The following is a 16,794-nucleotide window of genomic DNA, read 5'->3' as shown; positions in this document are numbered from 1 at the left end:
CAGTCGCCCTGACTACGCTGACCCGCATGGCATCCGGAAAAGGTCGCTTGCTCGGGCTCCTCGGCGGGCTGGTGCTGACCGAGGCGAAGGTGCGGGCCGTGGACACGCCCCACCCGCTCTACCGGCACGTGGTGCTCGAGGGCGAGGGGCTGCGCACGAGCAGCTGGCAGCCCGGAGACAAGATCCAGGTGCTCCTCCCCTCGAACGACGTGCGGACGTACACCCCGATCGACTGGGCGGAGGGTCGGACCACGCTGCTCCTCCACGCGCACGGGAGCGCGCCGGGCGCGCGGTGGACGGAGGCCGTCCGCCCGGGCGACGTCGTGCGGTTCGTCGGCCCGCAACGCTCCCTCCGTCTGGGAGGCGTGGGTCTCCTGACCGGCGACGAGACCTCGCTCGGCGTGGCAGCCTCGGCGCGCCGCCTCGGCGCCCGCGCCGTGCTCCGGGTGGCGAACGTCCCCGCGGCGGAGGCGGCGGCGCGATCGCTCGACGTCTCCGTGGACCTCGCGGGGTCCGACGAGGAGGCCGCCGCATTGCTCCGCGAGCGCGCGGCGGGCGTCGCCACGGCGGTGGCCTGCGGCGGCGGCGCGTGGATCCAGCGGGCCCGGGAGGTGCTCCGGGCGGCCGGGGTGCGGGAGGTGCGCGCCAAGGCCTACTGGATCGCGGGCAAGACCGGGATCGACTGACCCTCTCTGCACACCTGCGAGCGCAGGAAGGGTGGTTTGTTGGCCATCCGCGCGCATCCTGATAGCGCCTCTGATCGAGGTGGCCGGGATTGATGACGCAGATCGGACGGTGGGCGCTCGCCGTCGCGCTACTCACGCTCTCCGCTGACGCCCGTCCGGACCCGCGGAGCGGCGTCGCCGAGGCGCCGCGCGCCCGCGCCGGCGTCACGCTCGCCGAGACGCGGAGCCGCGTGCATCCCGCCGCCACGCGGCTCGGTGACGTGGTCCCTCTCCTGCGGCAGGACGCGTCCGCCGAGATCTCGGCGATCGACTGGAGCCCGCTCCGGCTCACCCGCCGCTACGGGGTCGCCGCCACCGTGGTGCGCCTGGACACGAAGCGCACCGGGGAGCGAACCCTGACGGCGGCCTGCGTGGTGTCGGCGGCCGTGCGCGAGCTCGACACGGGTAACATCCTCTTCGTGGTCGAGGGCCGCGCGCGGGTCGAGGACAGCGCGGCGGCCGGCGAGCGCGCCCAGCGCGACGCCCTCCGGGCCGCCATCCAGAGCGCCGTGCGCGCGGTGCCGGACGGCCTGCGCCGCTCGCGGTGAGCTGATCCGCGTAGAAAAAGAGACCCCTCACGGGTCGGATCGACCGCGCTCCCCCGCGTCCGACGGGGAGGACAGCGCGTCGACCTCGCCGCGCGTCACGCGCTTGTCGCCGTCGCGGTCGAGCGCCTTCATCATCTCGCCGATGACCACCTCGGACGGCGTCTCGGAGCTCGCCCTCGAGGCGGCGGCCCTCAGCTCCTCGGCCGAGACGCGGCCATCCCCGTCGGCGTCGATCGCCTCGAAGGCCCCGAGCTGGCGGACGAGGTCCGCGGCGAACGACTCGACGAGGACGAGCTTCGGATCGCGCCCGCTGTCCGCCGGCGGCACCTTCTCCGGGTGCTCCAGAGCGAAGCGGACAAGCGGCGCGATGTCATCCATGCCGCCGAGGAGCCCGCGCGGGAGGGCGATCCGGTACTCGCGATCATCGACCAGCGGGAGGCCGTCGATCGCGCTCAGGACGCCTCGCGCGTCCGTCGCCATCCGGTCGTCGATCTGGAGGTAACCGCCGTGCTGGGCGGGGGCGCGCGACCGCGACGCGGCGACGGCCTCGCGGACGACGCGGCCAGGCAGGAGGGTCACCACCACCTCGTTGCTGAAGGGCACCTCGGCCTTGAGATCCCCGTAGGTGAGGCGCTCCCGGTACGCGCGACCGCCGCGGATGCCGCCGCCGTTGAAGAGGCAGCCCTCCGCCCCGAAGGCGTCGCGGATCCGCGAGCAGAGCAGCGCGCCGAGCGACGTCTGCTGGACCCGCGTCCCGACGGACGAGAGCTCGCTCCCCGGCGGGAGCCGGAGGAGGGTGGCCGCGTCGAGGTCCCGCACGATCTGCATGTGGCGGTCGACGCGCGCGCGCATCGCCGGATCCTCGGGATAGGCGCCGACCTCCTCGATCCGGACGGTGACCGCGGGCAGGTCGGGCACCCCGGCAGGCGGCGCCATGGCCGGCCACACGAGGTCGATGATGGCGGCGCTCTCCGCGTCCGTGCCGGCCTTCACGACCCAGCAGCCGTCCACGTCGTCGAGGATCACCTCGTGCTCGTGGCCGCCGAGGATCACGGGAAAGTGAGGATCGCGCTGCGCCCGCGCGAGCTCGAGGTCCTGGTCGCGGCTCTGGTGCGTGATCGGGATCACGCACGCGCACCCCTCGTCGCGGAGGAGCCGGCGGGTCCAGCGGAGGGCCGCGTCGTTCGCCGGCTCGATGTCGATCCCCCCGAACGCATCCCGCCGGTACAGGCCCTTCACGTGCACGAGCAGGCCGAGGAGGCCGATCCGGACAGCGCGCCCGCCGGGGCTCGAGACATCGAGGATCTCGTGCGTCGGCAGCGCCGGGGCGAACGAGGGCATGTTGGTGTTGAGCCACGTGCCCCGGAACTCCTGCACCCGCGCCCTGAGCTCCGGCAGCTCGACGTCGGCCTCGTGGTTGCCGAAGATGGTGTGGGTGACCGGCAGCGCGTTCATGCAGTCGACCATGCCCCTGCCGTGATCGAGGCTCGACAGCAGGCTCGGCGCGAGGAAGTCGCCGGCCATCACCACCAGGAAGCGATCCGCGGGCGCGGCGGCGTGGCGCCGCACGAGGGTCGCGAGGCGCGGGAGGTTGTCGAGCAAGTACACGTCGTTCACGCAGACGATCCGCAGAGAGGGGCCTCTGGGCAGGGCGTGTGCGGCGGCGGTCATCGCCATCCAAGATAGCCCAGCCCGCGGGCGCGCGACGCCGTCAGCGCCGAGCGCCCCTCGCCTTCGGCGGGCGCCACGCGCGCAGGCTCTCCGCGAGCGGCTCGAGCACCGCGCGCACCCGCGGAATGGCCCTGGCGCTGCGCGGGCAGAGCAGCACGAGCGGGCGTCGCGCGGGCGGCAGGTCCACCTTCAGCTCCACGAGCGGCGGGTGCCTGCGGAAGTGCGGGTGCTCGCGCGCGAGCATCATCGCGCCGAGCCCCAGCTCGCACGCGCGGATCTGGACGAGGTAGTCGTCGGACGCGAACGACGGGCGCCACCCCGGGATCAGGCGGCCGAGCGCGCTGTTCGGCGAGAGGTCGTCGAGCGGCGGCGCCCAGCCGATCCACGCGAGCTCCGCGGGATCGGCCTTGCCCGCCGCCCGCGCCGCGTACTGCTCCGACGCGAAGGCGCGCAGCTCGATGTCGACCGAGGCGACGCTGTCCTCGCCGGCGGGGACGCCCAGCCGCAGCGCCAGATCCGCCTCCCGCCTCGTCAGGTCGAGCGGGCGCACCGTGGACACGACGTGCAGCTCGATCGCCGGCGCGCGCCGCGCGAAGGCCGCCGCGAACGGGACGAGGAAGCCGTGCGCGATGCCGGGGGGCGCCGTCACCCGGACCACGCCCGTGGGCGCGTGCCGCCGCTCCGCCGCGCGGGTCAGCTCGGCGGCCCAGTCGGCCATCCGCTGCGCGGGCTCGACGAGGCCGGCCCCGTACGCCGTCAGCGCCGTGCCGGCCACGCCGCGGTCGAAGAGGGGTTCGCCGAGGAGCGCCTCCAGCTCCGCGAGCCGCCGGCTCACCGTGGGCTGGGTCATCTGCAGCTTGCGCGCGGCGGCGCTCAGGCTGCCTGCCTCCGCCACCGCGAGGAACAGCCGCGCATCGTCCCACGAGATATCCATCTGCGTATGACTACATGCGACTTTCGCCAGTTACCCATTCATTTTTCGGGGAACACACTGGCGGCATGTTGAAACACACCTTCCGCTTCGTATCTCGCGCTCTCCTCGGCTCCGCGCTCCTGCTCGGCGCGTGCGCCGAGCCGCTCCCCGCGCCCAAGGATCCGCCGGCGTCGACGCATGGCGCGGCGAAGGCCACGCTCGGCACGCCGATCCGGCTGCAGGTGATGGAGGCGCTCCTCGAAGAGGCGGGCCCCATCACCGTCGAGACCATCGTCAGCGCGCGGTGGGAGACCAGCCGCGCCGGGCTCATCAACCTGGCCCACGAGCGCGCCGCCGGCCTGACCGACGGCCTCGAGCCTGTCGACATCACCTTTCACGCGCTCGCGCACCCGGCGCGGGGCCTGTACCTCATCGACACCGGCGCGTCGCACGCGCTCGCGGCGAGCGACCATCCCCTCCGCACCGGCCCCGTCGGACAGGCGCTCAACTTCGGCGCCTTGCGGGTGGAGGCCAGCCTCGGCGCCTTTCGCGGCGAGCGGGCGCTGGCCGGCGTGCTCCTCACGCACCTGCACATCGACCACGTGCTCGGCCTGCCCGACGTCGCGCGCGACGTCCCGATCTTCGTCGGCCCCGGCGAGTCCAGCTTCGAGAGCCCGTTCCATGCGCTCACCCAGCCCACCGTGGACCAGCTCCTCGAGGGCCGCGCGCCCCTCGAGGAGTGGGCCTTCGGCGGCGAGGGCGTGATCGACGTGCTCGGCGACGCCTCGCTCTTCGCGCTCTCGGCGCCGGGGCACACGCCGGGCTCGGTCGCCTACGTCGCGCGGACGCCCGAGGGCCCGGTGCTCTTCACCGGCGATGTGTGCCACACGGCCTGGGGCTGGCGGAACGACGTCGAGCCCGGGAATTTCTCGTCCGACCCCGCCGGGAGCGCCGAGAGCCTCGCCTTCCTCCGCGCCCTCGCCGCCCGCCACCCGTCGATGCAGGTGCGCCTCGGGCACCAGTCGCTGTGAGCGCCGGGCCTTCCCGGCAGGCGCTCATCCGTCGGAGGTGAGCTCCTTCTGGAGGTGCCGCTCCAGCCGCTCCAGCACCTGGCGCGCCACGCGCCGGAGCCGCCGGGGGTAGACGACGACGAGGGGCGGGCTCGGCAGCGGGAGCCTGGGCAAGAGCCGGATCAGGCGCCCCTCCTGGACCCGGCGCGCGACAAGCCAGCGCGGGAGCACGCTCACGCCGAGCCCTGCCTCCACGGCCCTGAGGTTCGTCTCGATGTCGTCGGTCGTGAGCCTGACGGTGAGCCCCATCTTCTCGAGATCGCGCACCCCGCCGCTCGCCACGACCCGCTCCGCGGCGAGCTCCGACATGGATGTCGGCGCCGGCTTGCCCGCGAACAGGCCGGCGCTACCGACGAGCCACTGGGGCGAGGTCCCCAGCGTTCGCTCGATGAACGAAGGCTCGCTGCGGACGCCGACGCGAAGCGCGAAATCGAACGCGCCTGCCACGAGGTCGACCCGCTGATCGGTGAGCGCGGCGTCCACGACGAGCCCCGGCGATTCATGCATGATCCGCACGAGCTCCGGCAAGAGGAGGCGGCGGCCGAGCGCCCCGGGCGCCGAGAGCTTCACGCGGCCCGCGAGGTCCCCGAAGCCGGAGGCGGCGCGGAGCTCCGCGTCCTCGAGCGCGCGCACGTGCTCCTCGATCTGCTCGTAGTACGCGCGCCCCTCCAGGGTGAGCGCGACGCGCCGGGTGGTGCGCTCGAACAGCCGGAGACCCAGCCGCGACTCCAGATCGGCGATCCCGCGGCTCGCGGCCGATTGGGTCATGGATAGCTCGCGCGCCGCCCGCGAGAAGCTGCCGCTGTCCGCCACCTTGCAGAACACGCGCAGCGCGAGGAACCGATCCATGGCTCAATCTATTCTGAATTGAACTAACTGTAAGCCGTATTCTATCGCTACCGGCATGAGCGGGCGCTGGCCATCCTGCGTGCATGCTCGTACGCCACACGTTCGATGGGCCGAGGCGGGGCCGTCTGCTCCGCCTCCTCGCGTTCTTGAGCGCGCTGCTGCCGCCTCTGGGCGCCCGCGCAGCCGACGCCACGGGGGCATCCCCGCCGCCGGAGGTCGCGCCCCGCGGCGCCGATTCCGCGGGTGCGGGGCCCGCGGAGGCTCGCCTCGTCCTTGGATCACGCCTCGTGGGCAGGGACACGGGCGGCGGCCTGGAGCTCGACGGCCGCGTGCGCCTCGCGGGCGGGGCGCAGCTCGGAGCCGCTGCCTCCTTCTGGGCCCTCGAGCGAGCGTACATGGGGGGGCGAACGGTGAAAGGCGCGAGCGGCGCCTCGGGCGCTGCGGTCTTCCTGATGCCGCTCGTGACGCGCGGCCCGCTCGAGCTCGATCTGCGCCTCAAGACGGGGTTCCTGGCGCTCCGGGACGTCGGAGACGGCGACGGGGGAGGCGGCAACGGGGGAGGCGGCGACGCGCCCGCGTCGGCGCTCCGGCACGTCGACGAGCTATCGATGGTCGCGCACGTCGCGCTCGGCGAGGCGTGGCTGCTCCGCGCCGGGGCCACCGTCGGCTTCGAGCTGGAGCTCGATCCGACCACGGAGCTGGCCGACCTGGCGCAGGTCCTCACGGCGGGCGCCGGCTACGCCGTGTCCGAGCACGTTCTCCTCACCCTCGACGCGAGCGCGGGAGGCAGCTTTGGATTCAACGGCGACAACGGCAAGTTCCTGCTCGAGGGCTCCTTCGGAGCGCGCTTCGCTTTCGGACAAGGAGGCTCCCGTGTCGCTCACTGACCGCCGCGGCCACCGCCTTCACCTCATGACGCTCGCGTCGAGCGCGTGCCTGGCGCTCCTGCCCGGGGCCGCGCGGGCCGACGCGCAGGCTCCGGACGCCGGGTCCGGGGCCGTCGAGCGCGCCGGCGCGGATGCCTTCGATGCCAGGCCGCCCGGGGCTGCGGACGCGCGGGGCGCGCGCCGTCCCGCGCCGGACGTCCCTGTGGGCGGCTTCGTCGACCTCGAGTGGCGCGTGATGGGCCTGGGAGGACACGTGTCGCACGGGCCGGCGTTCGCCGCCGGCGTGACCTTCGCCAACGGCCTGGTGCGCCTCGGCCTGGGTGGGCTCGGGCGGCCGGGGCCCATGAATCCGGCCACCTTCGAGGTCACGCTGCCCGGAGGGCAGACCTACAAGGGGCAACGCACGCTCGAGCTCAAGTCCGACGGATCCATGCTGGGCGCGCACGTCGGGCTCTCGTTCCGGCTGCCCTTCGCGGAAGCGCTGGCGATCCAGATCCCGATCACGGTCGGCTACGGCGGGTTCGGCTTCTACTTGCAAGGGAACGATCGCAAGACGCCCGACGGACGCCGCGTGAGCGCGTGGGAGGACGAGCTCTTCGCGGGCAAGGACTCCTTCCTTGGCCTGGTCGTCGACACGGGGCTGCGCCTCGGGTACCAGCCGGACGACGCGCCGTGGTTCAGGCCCTACGTGGGCGCGAGCTTCACGGCGGTTCCCGGCTTCGACACGGTGGTTCGAGACGATTACCTCGGGTTCAGCGGAGTCCTCGGCGTGGAGATCGGCCACGGCATCTGAGCGGGCGCCTTCGCCGGTGTCGTCGGGTGGTCTGCCCGGCCTGGCGCGCGAGCGCGCTCGATGAACGCGCTTCTCGGGTATTCCGCTGGAAGCCGACCCGACTCCCATCGTCTGTGCAACAGGCCGGCTCGTTAGGCTCCTTCGGGAGCTCAGGAGCTCCGCACCGGCTCCGCGAGCCAGCGAATCAGCGCCTCGCGCTCGAGATCGAGCAAGGCATCTTCGACCTCGCCCGGACCGCTCGCGCGGGCTCGCTCGAGGATCGAGCGCTCTTCTTCCGTCGTCGGCCGTCGACCGATCCGCCGCGCGAAGAGTCGACCGAGCAGCTCCGCGGTCGCCTTCTCCTCCCCGCGCTGCTCGCCCCTCCTCTCACCTCGTTGCTCTCCTCGTTCCTCCCCTCGTCGCTCGGCCTCGATGATCAGCTCCCCGATGATCGGCGTGCGCCGGAGCAGCCCCTCTTCCTTGTCCTCCACCATGTCGACGAGCTCCTTCATCAGATTATGCCCCCAGGGATCGATGGCCGCCATCACCAGCAGCGCCGTGTACAGCTCGGCCCGCTCCGCGGCCGTCGCCGCCCCCGCGTGGATCTCCGCGACGACCTCCCGCAACGCCGCCGCGGTCGCGTTCCGCGCCAGCGGGGCGAACACCAGCCAGAGCACGCTGCCGCGCGCCCGGAGCTCGCCGATCGTGTGCTGGTAGACGGCATCGATCCTGAAGTGCGCGCCGCTGAACGGCCGCCCCGGCCAGGCGGTAGAGCGCTCGCCCGTCGCGGGCAGGCGCCGCCTTCTCCCCGAGAGGACCACGACGACGCTCTCGATCGGCGGCACAGGCTCGCCCTCCCCGCAGGAGGTATGCGCGTCGGGCGGGTGGCGGCGCCATGGCGGGCTGCGCTCAGGGGTCGAACCGGTAGGTGGTCTCTACGGCGGACGCCCGCGCCCCGAACTCTCGACAGAAGCCGTTCAGCGCCGGATAGGGCTCGGTCGGCAGGACGCGCCGGAACTCCAGATGCGTGACGAGGCAGAACAGCGCGACCTCCAGGTAGCTCAGATCCCGGTCCGACGGGAGCGCGGCGAGCGCGGGCCCCGCGTTGTCCTCCAGCCATGACATGGTGTTCAAAAGGCTCTTTCGCTGCTTGGCATGGTGCGCGCTTCCGTCGTCGGCCCCGGCGGCGCCGGCCATGATCAGCCCGACCTCCGTCGCCATCGCATGAACGACGAGCTCCTGGGCGTTGGCGAGGAGGGGTTGGTCGAGGTCCTCCGGCCATACCGTGCGTACCGCGCGCTTCGACTGCCGCGACAGCTCGCGGCAGATAGTGAGCGCGCCGAACCACACGCCGCGGGATGTCCGGAGAGCCGGCATCTTGAGCGCGGGGTTGCCCCCGTAGTCCGCCGCGTTGGACGACATGAGGTCCCGCACGACCTCGAGCGAATGGTCGACCCCCATCTCCACGGCGAAGATCCGCGTGACACGCGTGAAGTGCGAGCTGGAACGGCCGACGATGACGGGCTTGACGAGCTCTCCTAGAGCCTCTGACATGCTTGCTTCTCCGATCCGGGAACCGTTCTGTGTCGATGCGGGTCCGGCCCGTGGAGCGCCTTGAGCTCCGACCCAGCCCCGTCGCGCCGCTCCCACGCATCGTGGATACACCGCGTATCCGACGCCGGACCCGCGCTGTCAAGCGTCCCAGTTGGCCACCCGAGTCCCGGATTCACGATGTCCACGCGCTCATCTGATCTATGGGATGCGCATCCTCGCAGCGCCCTCGCCGGCCTCCGGCCCGTCCGGAGGCGGCAGCGCGACCGTCTGCGCCTCGATCCGGGGGAGCTCGCGCCGCAAACGAGCGCGCTGGAAATCCGCGTCGAACGGACCCTTGAACCACAGCACCAGCACGTAAATCCCTCCGAACGACTCGGCGAGGTACGAGTCCTCGGGAGGAGCGGCGGGGCGAGCCACGCGGAGCCGGCCGCCCCGCCGCAAGGGTGGACCCGACCGACCGGCCATCTCCCGCTCGGCAAAGCGCGCGGCGAGCGGGAGCAACGTGGGCGCGACCGGCCAGGCACACCAGATGTTGTTCGATTCATCGATCACGGCCGCGGCGGCGGCGCCGGCGCGGGCCACCAGATCGCTCAAGGTGTCTCGCAGCGCCTTCCACTCGGGGATGTCGTCGCTGAGGGGCATGCATCCCAGTGTAGGCCCTTCGCGAGGGCAGGCAGGCTCATCCTCCGGCGCTCCAGCCCGACCCGGCCAGGCCAGGCCAGCGACGACCCCGCGGCGACGCCCCTGTCACACTCTCGCCCGCTGGGCCGATGGTCCAGGCATGAGAGCCGCCGCTCCGACCGCCCTCGCTTTCCTCGCCCTCGCCTGCGCCCCCTCCCCGCGCGACCCGGCCCCGGCGCCGCCGCCCAGCCCCCCTGCCGCGGCGGAGGCGCCGCCGCCGCCCATCTGCGCCCGGCGCGCGGCGGGCCCCGCGCCGGCGTCCCTCGACGCGACGCACGCCGGCTCCGGCGTCGCCCTCGCGGAGCTCGGCGGGCGCACCCTCGCCTTCGTCGCCGACGAGGACGACGCCGCCCTCCACACCGTCGACGTCGACGCCCGCGCCGCGCTCGCGCGCACGCCGCTCGCGGGCCGGCCCGCCCAGGTGATCGTGCTGGGTGACGGCCGCGTCGTGGCCTCGCTGCGCGACCGCGCCCTGCTCGAGGTGCTGGAGCCGGTGAGCCCTGCCGCCCCGCTCGAGCGAAGGTGCCTGGTGCCCGTGGCGAGCGAGCCGGTGGGCCTCGCGATGACGCCGGACCGCGCCACGCTGCTCGTCGCGAGCCGCTGGGGCCACGCGCTGACCAGCCTCGCGACCGCCGACCTCCGGCGCACCGGCGAGCTCCCGCTCGCGCGGGATCCCAGCGCGGTCGTCGCGTCGAGCGACGGCCGGCGCGCGTTCGTCTCCCACGCGGTCGGCGGCCGCATCAGCGTCGTGACGCTCGGCGAAGGCGGCGCGCCGACCGGCGCGCGGGAGCTGTCGACCGACGGGGTGGAGCGGCGCTCCCCGAGATCGACGTCGAAGCTCGCCAAGCCTTTCCCCCGCAGCTCGAGCGGGCCGTCGCGGAAAGTGTCCTTCGATCTGGAAGACGGGACGCCGTTCCAGATGCGCCGCCCGACGGTAAGCGTGGATCGCCGCGGCTCCCAGGGCTTCGCGCTGGCGCGCGCCGCGAGCGGCGCGGTCTTCGCGCCCATCGCGCTCGTCGATCCGGGGCCCGCGACGGGCGGCGGCGGTTACGGCAGCGCGCTCGTCCACACCGTGATCGAACACATCGCGGTCGTCGACGCGATGGGCGAACGCGCGGACGTCCCGCCGGTCTCGGCCCACCTCGGGCTCCGCGGCTGCCGGCTCCCGCGCGCAGCAGCGATCGAGCCCGGGGACGAGGTCCTGCTCGTCGCGTGCCTCGGCCACGACGAGGTGATCGCCTACGACGCCCGCGCCCAGATCCCCGGCAAGCCGCAGCGGACCGGATCGGTGCGGGATCGCGAGATCTTCCGCGCCCGCGTGGGCGCCGGGCCCATCGCCATCGCGGTCGACGGCGCGCGCCGGCGCGCCGTGGTCTTCTCCCGGTTCGACGGCGCGCTGACGATCCTTCCCGCCGCGCGCGACCCGGGGCCGACCGCGATCGGCGCCAACGGTAAGGAGTTCGCGGGCGAGCTGCCGGTCATCGCCCTGCCCCGCGCGCCGCGCCTCGACGAGCAGCGCGCGGAGGGCCAGCGGCTCTTCCACGCGGCCGGCGGCCGTCGCGTCGCGTTCGACGGCCGCGCCTGCGCCAGCTGCCACCCCGACGGCCGCGACGACGCGCTCACCTGGTCGACGCCGGAGGGCCCGCGCCAGACGCCGATGCTCATGGGGCGGCTCGACGGCACCGCGCCGTACGGCTGGGAGGGCGGCAAGAAGGACCTGGAGAGCCACTTCGCCCGCACCATGTCCCGGCTCGCGGGCACCGGCCTGAGCGCGAAGGAGCGCGACGCCATCTTCGCGTACCTCCGCGGCATGGATCCGCCCGCCGAGGCGGCGGTCCTCACGGCCGAGGAGCGCGCCGCGCTCGCGGCGGCGCCGGCCGGCGCCGCAGAAGCGGCAGCCGCAGAGCCGGCAGCCGCAGAGACGGCAGCCGCGGCGGCCGTCGCCCGCGTGGCCCTCGCCGCGCGCGGCGAGGAGCTCTTCCACGCCCGCGAGGCGGGCTGCTCGAGCTGCCATGTCGGCAACGAGCTGACCACCGACGGCGCGCGGCACGACGTGCGGAGCGCGACGCGCTTCGAGACGGAGCGCTCCTTCGAGACGCCCTCGCTGCGCTTCGTCGGCCGGTCCGCGCCGTACTACCACGACGGCCGCTACCCGACGCTGCTCGCGCTGGTCGAGGGGGTGGACGGCTCCATGGGCCACACGGCCCACCTGTCGGCCGGGGATAGGCGCGCCCTGGTCGCTTACCTGGAGTCGCTCTGAGGGTGGCGCGGCCGGCCTGATACGCGTCGTCCCGAGCGGGGCGACGCTCGACGGCCACGCGCCCGATCTCCACGCCTCTCGCGGGAGCTCACGAGTGGCGAATCGGCTCCGCGAGCCAGCGAACCAGCGCCTCGCCCTCGAGATCGAGCAAGGCATCCGTGACCTCCCCCGGGCCGTTCGCGCGGGCTCGCTCGAGGATCAAACGCGCTTCGTCAGCCGTCGCCCGATCCGCCGCGCGAAGAGGCGGCCGAGCAGATCTGCGATCGCCTCCTGTCCTCGTTCTTCGCCTCGTCGCTCGGCCTCGATGATCATCTCTCCGATGATCGGCGTGCGCCGCAGCAGCCCCTCTTCCTTGTCCTCCACCATGTCGATGAGCTCCTTCCGCAGATTATGCCCCCAGGGATCGATGGCGGCCATCACCAGGAGCGCCGTGTACAGCTCGGCCCGCTCCGCCGCGGCCTTTGCCCCCGCGTCGATCTCCGCGACGACCTCGCGCAGCGCCGCCGCGGTCGCGTCTCGCGCCAGCGGGGCGAACACCAGCCAGAGCACGCTGCCGCGCGCCCGGAGCTCACCGATCGTGCGCTGGTAGACGGCGTCCACGCGGGGTGGCGGCGCCATGGCGGGCTGCGCTCAGAGGCCGAATCGAGCTGCGATCTCGCTTGCCGACGCCGGCGCCGCGAAATGTCGAATGTCGGCAGATACCGATGCTCCTGGGACAACTCGACGGCTCCGCGCCGTACATCCCGGGAGTCGAAGATGGCCGCGCGACCGGCGCCCAGCGCGGGTCGCGCGGCCCCCCCTCAGGCCGAGAACCCGCCGTCGATGGTGATCGTCGCTCCGGTGATGAAGCGCCCACCTTCGCCGGCTAGATGAGCGACCGTGGAGGCGATGTCGTCGGTGTTGCCGTAGTGACCGAGCGCGAGCATGCTCCGCTGCCCATCCGCTCCAGCGCCGTTGGCCGGGTTCATGTCCGTGTCGATCGGGCCAGGCTGGATGAGGTTGGCGGTGATGCCGCGCGGCCCGAGATCGCGGGCGAGGCCCTTCGTGAGGCCGACCAGCGCGGTCTTGCTCATGGAGTACAGCGTGATTCCCGGCCCCGGCACCCGGTCGGCGAGGCAGCTGCCGATGCTGACGATGCGCCCGCCAGCGCCCATGTGCCGCGCCGCGGCCTGCGAGGCGAGGAAGACGCCCCGCACATGGATCCCCAGCGTCTTGTCCAGGTCCGCGAGCGTCACGGCCTCGAGCGGCGCCATGATGGCGACACCGGCGTTGTTGACGAGGATGTCCAGCCTGCCGAACTCGGCCACCGTCCGCTCGACCGCGGCGACGATCGCAGCCGGATCCGCTGTGTCCGCCGCGATCGCCATCCCCCGCCGACCCGCCGCCTCGACGTCGGCGATCACCGAGCGCCCCTTGTCCGCGGCGCTCACGTACGTCAGCGCCACATCCGCCCCGCCCCGCGCCAGCCGCTTGACGATCGCCGCGCCAATCCCGCGGCTGCCCCCGGTCACCAGCGCCACCTTGCCTGCAAACTCCGCCATCTGGTCCTCTTTTCTGTACAGATCGATACAGAATATATACGTTGTCCCGTGATCGGTGGTCAATCGGTTTTTTTATCGATCGTCACAGAAACACAGAAAGGTCTCGCTGATGGTCGGACGAGGTCGCCCTCGCAGCTTCGATCGGGACGCCGCCTTGCGGCGGGCGATGGAGGTGTTCTGGGAGCGGGGCTACGAGGGCACCTCGCTCAGCGATCTCACGGCTGCGATGGGCATCAACTCGCCGAGCCTCTACGCCGCGTTCGGCTGCAAGGAGGCGCTGTTTCGCGAGGCCGTGGCGCTCTACAGCGAGGTCGAGGGCGCGGCGACGAACCGGGCCATGATCGACGAGCCGACGGCGCGCGGGGCGGTCGAGGCGATGCTGCGCGGCAACGTGGAGGGGTACGTGACGCCGGGCAAGCCGAGCGGCTGCATGATCGTGCTCGCCGCGACGCTCGGCACGCCGGAGAACGAGCGCGTGCGCGCCTACCTCGCCGGGTGCCGGCGGGCTGCGCTCGACGCGCTCCGGCGCCGGCTGGATCGCGGCGTCGCCGAGGGCGACGTGCCGGCGGGCACCGACACGGCGGCGCTCGCCGCCTTCTACACCACCGTGCTCCAGGGCCTCTCCCTCCAGGCCCGCGACGGCGCCTCGCGCGAGGCGCTCCGGGCCATCGTCGACTGCGCGATGGCCGCATGGGAGACGCTGGCGAGGCCGCGCGCCGCGGTCTGAGCGCGGGCGGCGAGCCCGCGCTCTACGTGGCTTCGTTCATCGGCCGCATGACGATCTGCACGATGCGCGAGCGGTCCCGCGGCAGCGCGGCGAGCACAACGGCCTCGGCCACGTCCTCCGGCGTGGAGAAGCCCTGCATGCGGTCCGAGCCGGCGGTGCGCCCGTCGCCGAGGGCGAAGTGCGTCTCGACGCCGCCAGGACAGACGGCGCTCACCTTGATGTTCTCCTGCCAGAACTCGCGATCGAGCGCCTGCGTCAGGCCCATCTGCGCGAACTTGGAGGCGCAGTAGATGGCCTCGCTCGGATAGCCCTGCAGGCCGGCGACGCTGGCGACGTTGATGATGTGGCCGCCGCCCTGGCGGCGCATGTGGGGGATCACCTCGCGGCAGAACAGCCATGTCCCCTTCACGTTCGTCGCCATGATGCGGTCGTAGTCGTCCTCGGACCACTCGAGGAAGGGCCGGTATCCGCCGATGCCCGCGTTGTTGACGAGGATGTCGACCCTCCCGAGCTCGCGGACCGCCCGCTCCACGCACGCGGCGACGGACGCGGCGCGGGTGACGTCGGCCTCGATCATCAGCCCGCGGCCGCCCGCGTCGCGGATCTCCCGCTCGAGCGCCGCCAGATCGGCCGCGTTGCGCGCCACGCCGACCACGACGGCCCCCTCCCGGCTCAGCGCGAGCGCGCTGGCCTTCCCGATTCCCCTGCTCGCCCCGGTGATGAGCGCGATCTTGTCCTTCAGCCGCACGGTGTCCCCCTCTCTCTCCGCCGCGCGCAGAAGAGAGGAACGGAGCGCCGCTCCCCCGCGCCGGCGGAGGCACGCTATCACGGGCGCGGCTCGCCGGCGCGAAGCCGGTGCCCGGCCTCAGGCGGAGCGCCGGCCTCGAGCCAGGCTGGTTTCAGTGGCGGCGGTCACGGCCCTCGCGCTCCGCGGCGCGCCGCCGGGAAGCACGGCCGGGCTGAAGGGGTGATATAGGACCTGCCATGACCACGCCCGCGCTCCCATCGAAGCTGCCGTCGACCGGGGTCAGCATCTTCACGGTGATGACGCGGCTCGCGAACGAGCACGGCGCCATCAACCTGTCGCAGGGCTTCCCGGATTTCGACTGCGCGCCGGAGCTGGTGGAGGCCGTCGCCCGCCACATGCGCGCCGGCCACAACCAGTATGCCGCCATGCCCGGCGCGCTGGCCCTGCGCGAGGCGCTCGCGATGAAGATCGAGCGGCTCTATGGCCGCCGCTACGATCCGGCGACCGAGATCACGATCACCTCGGGCGCCACCGAGGGCATCTTCAGCACGATCACGGCCTTCGTCCGCCCCGGGGACGAGGTCATCCTGTTCCAGCCCTGCTATGACTCGTACGCGCCGGCCGTGCTGTTGAACGGCGGAACGCCCGTGTTCGTCACGCTCCGCTTTCCGGACTACCGCGTCGACTGGGACGAGGTGCGGCGCGCGATCACCCCGCGCACGCGGCTCCTGCTCATCAACTCACCGCACAACCCGACCGGAACGGCGCTGTCGGCCGACGACATGCGGGAGCTCGCCCGCGTCGTGGACGGGCGGGACGTCCTCGTCGTCGGCGACGAGGTCTACGAGCACATCCTCTTCGACGGCCGCCGGCACGAGAGCCTCGCGCGGTATCCGGAGCTCTCGGATCGCTCCGTCGTCATCAGCTCCTTCGGCAAGACGTACCACACGACCGGCTGGAAGGTGGGCTATTGCGCGGCGCCGCAGGCGCTCTCGGCCGAGATCCAGCGGGTGCACCAGTTCGTGACGTTCGCGGTGAACGGCGCCATCCAGCACGCGTATGCCGAGGTCGTGGCGCGCGATCCGCTCGCCGCCGATCTCGCCCCCTTCTACCAGGCAAAGCGCGACCGGTTCCTGAAGCTCATCGAGGGCTCGCGGCTGCGCCCCCTGCCGTGCGAGGGCACGTATTTCCAGCTCGTTGACTATTCCGAGATCACGACGGAGCGAGACGCCGACTTCGCGCTGCGCCTCATCCGCGAGCACGGCGTCGCCTCGATCCCGATCTCCCCGTTCCTCTCCGGCGTGGAGCCCGGGCCCGTCCTGCGGTTCTGCTTCGCCAAGCGGGACGAGACGCTCGAGCGCGCGGCGGAGCGGCTGCGCCGGGTCTGAGGGCCGCCGCGGGGGGCCCGCGCGGCGCCTTCGCGCGTCAGCCGAGCAGCTGCCGGATCCGATCGAGCAGATCCGGAAAGCCGATCCCCTTCGAGAGCACGGCGTCCGGCGGGGGCGCGTCGCCGAGGGCCTCGTCGCCGCTGCCGCTGATCAGCACCGCCTTCGCGCGCGGCAGGCGCGCCCGCAGCACCGCCACGAGATCGGTGCCGTGGCCGTCGCCGAGGTTCTGGTCGAGCAGCGCGAGGTCGTACCGCGCGCCCTCCGCCGCGATCTTCCGCCCGGCCTCGGCGAACGAGCCGGCTTCCTCCACCTGGAAGCCCTCGTCCTCGAGAAGCGTCGCGAGCACGAACCGGGACGACGCGTCGTCGTCGACGAGGAGCACGGTCACGCTCACGCCGCCCTCCTCCGCCCGCGCGACCGGCGCGGCCCTGGCCAGGCAGGGCGCAGCGCACGCCGCCGC

The 16,794-nt window shown here is 73.1% G+C and carries 18 protein-coding genes; 8 read left to right on the top strand and 10 right to left on the bottom strand.

The genetic code is table 11. The features are described 5' to 3' along the window. Positions 1–26: 26 nt before the first annotated feature. Both WMF46_RS47240 and WMF46_RS47235 read left to right on the top strand, forming a co-directional pair. Positions 27–686, top strand: coding sequence for a siderophore-interacting protein (locus WMF46_RS47240; protein ID WP_437983251.1), 660 nt, complete (start codon positions 27–29; stop codon positions 684–686). A gap of 92 nt (positions 687–778) precedes the next feature. Next, positions 779–1,273 (top strand): hypothetical protein, encoded by a 495-nt coding sequence (locus WMF46_RS47235; protein WP_437983250.1) that lies wholly within the window; start codon positions 779–781, stop codon positions 1,271–1,273. Positions 1,274–1,300: 27 nt separating this feature from the next. Here WMF46_RS47235 and WMF46_RS47230 read toward each other — a convergent pair whose 3' ends face one another. Both WMF46_RS47230 and WMF46_RS47225 read right to left on the bottom strand, forming a co-directional pair. Continuing rightward, positions 1,301–2,944, bottom strand: a complete 1,644-nt coding sequence (locus WMF46_RS47230; RefSeq protein WP_437983249.1) for a 5'-nucleotidase C-terminal domain-containing protein — start codon at positions 2,942–2,944, stop codon at positions 1,301–1,303. A 40-nt stretch (positions 2,945–2,984) separates the two neighbouring features. Then, complete coding sequence (locus WMF46_RS47225) at positions 2,985–3,878, bottom strand: LysR family transcriptional regulator (RefSeq protein WP_437547667.1); 894 nt, start codon at positions 3,876–3,878, stop codon at positions 2,985–2,987. Between the two features lie 65 nt (positions 3,879–3,943). Between WMF46_RS47225 and WMF46_RS47220 the strand changes: the two genes are divergently transcribed. Then, positions 3,944–4,888, top strand: coding sequence for an MBL fold metallo-hydrolase (locus WMF46_RS47220; protein WP_437983248.1), 945 nt, complete (start codon positions 3,944–3,946; stop codon positions 4,886–4,888). 24 nt (positions 4,889–4,912) lie between these two features. Here the strand turns inward: WMF46_RS47220 and WMF46_RS47215 are convergent, their stop codons facing one another. Next, on the bottom strand, positions 4,913–5,776 hold the full coding sequence (locus WMF46_RS47215) for a LysR family transcriptional regulator (RefSeq protein ID WP_437983247.1): 864 nt from the start codon (positions 5,774–5,776) through the stop codon (positions 4,913–4,915). An 83-nt stretch (positions 5,777–5,859) separates the two neighbouring features. Here WMF46_RS47215 and WMF46_RS47210 point away from each other — a divergent pair, with 83 nt between their 5' ends. Both WMF46_RS47210 and WMF46_RS47205 read left to right on the top strand, forming a co-directional pair. Beyond that, the gene (locus tag WMF46_RS47210; RefSeq protein WP_437983246.1) at positions 5,860–6,663 is read left to right on the top strand and encodes a hypothetical protein; all 804 of its coding nucleotides are present in this window, start codon (positions 5,860–5,862) and stop codon (positions 6,661–6,663) included. Next, positions 6,650–7,456, top strand: a complete 807-nt coding sequence (locus WMF46_RS47205) for a hypothetical protein (protein WP_437983245.1) — start codon at positions 6,650–6,652, stop codon at positions 7,454–7,456. The genes WMF46_RS47210 and WMF46_RS47205 overlap by 14 nt, the downstream gene beginning before the upstream one ends. Before the next feature lie 149 nt (positions 7,457–7,605). Here the strand turns inward: WMF46_RS47205 and WMF46_RS47200 are convergent, their stop codons facing one another. The 3 genes from WMF46_RS47200 to WMF46_RS47190 all read right to left on the bottom strand — a co-directional run bounded on the left by WMF46_RS47200 (position 7,606) and on the right by WMF46_RS47190 (position 9,631). Next, positions 7,606–8,280: a hypothetical protein gene (locus tag WMF46_RS47200; RefSeq protein ID WP_437983244.1), complete on the bottom strand. Its 675-nt coding sequence runs from the start codon at positions 8,278–8,280 to the stop codon at positions 7,606–7,608. A 64-nt stretch (positions 8,281–8,344) separates the two neighbouring features. Next, a complete protein-coding gene (locus WMF46_RS47195) occupies positions 8,345–8,989 on the bottom strand; it encodes a glutathione S-transferase N-terminal domain-containing protein (RefSeq protein ID WP_437983243.1) in 645 nt (214 codons plus the stop codon). Between the two features lie 198 nt (positions 8,990–9,187). Further along, entirely contained in the window at positions 9,188–9,631 is a 444-nt protein-coding gene (locus tag WMF46_RS47190; RefSeq protein ID WP_437983242.1) for a hypothetical protein, read from the bottom strand. Positions 9,632–9,770: 139 nt separating this feature from the next. Here WMF46_RS47190 and WMF46_RS47185 point away from each other — a divergent pair, with 139 nt between their 5' ends. Next, positions 9,771–11,930 (top strand): cytochrome C peroxidase, encoded by a 2,160-nt coding sequence (locus tag WMF46_RS47185; protein ID WP_437983241.1) that lies wholly within the window; start codon positions 9,771–9,773, stop codon positions 11,928–11,930. Between the two features lie 198 nt (positions 11,931–12,128). On the opposite strand, the gene WMF46_RS47180 is transcribed toward WMF46_RS47185, so the two are convergent. Next, a complete protein-coding gene (locus tag WMF46_RS47180) occupies positions 12,129–12,548 on the bottom strand; it encodes a hypothetical protein (RefSeq protein WP_437983240.1) in 420 nt (139 codons plus the stop codon). Between the two features lie 182 nt (positions 12,549–12,730). Further along, positions 12,731–13,471 (bottom strand): 3-oxoacyl-ACP reductase family protein, encoded by a 741-nt coding sequence (locus WMF46_RS47175; protein WP_437547655.1) that lies wholly within the window; start codon positions 13,469–13,471, stop codon positions 12,731–12,733. A 109-nt stretch (positions 13,472–13,580) separates the two neighbouring features. Here WMF46_RS47175 and WMF46_RS47170 point away from each other — a divergent pair, with 109 nt between their 5' ends. Next, on the top strand, positions 13,581–14,198 hold the full coding sequence (locus WMF46_RS47170; RefSeq protein ID WP_437983239.1) for a TetR/AcrR family transcriptional regulator: 618 nt from the start codon (positions 13,581–13,583) through the stop codon (positions 14,196–14,198). Between the two features lie 22 nt (positions 14,199–14,220). On the opposite strand, the gene WMF46_RS47165 is transcribed toward WMF46_RS47170, so the two are convergent. Continuing rightward, positions 14,221–14,946 (bottom strand): SDR family oxidoreductase, encoded by a 726-nt coding sequence (locus WMF46_RS47165; protein WP_437983238.1) that lies wholly within the window; start codon positions 14,944–14,946, stop codon positions 14,221–14,223. A 236-nt stretch (positions 14,947–15,182) separates the two neighbouring features. Here WMF46_RS47165 and WMF46_RS47160 point away from each other — a divergent pair, with 236 nt between their 5' ends. Next, the gene (locus tag WMF46_RS47160; RefSeq protein ID WP_437983237.1) at positions 15,183–16,334 is read left to right on the top strand and encodes a methionine aminotransferase; all 1,152 of its coding nucleotides are present in this window, start codon (positions 15,183–15,185) and stop codon (positions 16,332–16,334) included. A gap of 37 nt (positions 16,335–16,371) precedes the next feature. Here WMF46_RS47160 and WMF46_RS47155 read toward each other — a convergent pair whose 3' ends face one another. Continuing rightward, on the bottom strand, positions 16,372–16,728 hold the full coding sequence (locus tag WMF46_RS47155) for a response regulator (protein WP_437743048.1): 357 nt from the start codon (positions 16,726–16,728) through the stop codon (positions 16,372–16,374). Positions 16,729–16,794 lie beyond the last annotated feature (66 nt).

The sequence above is a fragment of the Sorangium sp. So ce117 genome (assembly GCF_051524395.1).
In the GTDB taxonomy this organism is placed as follows: domain Bacteria; phylum Myxococcota_A; class Polyangia; order Polyangiales; family Polyangiaceae; genus Sorangium; species Sorangium cellulosum_B.
This window is presented reverse-complemented; position numbering and strand designations above follow the sequence as displayed.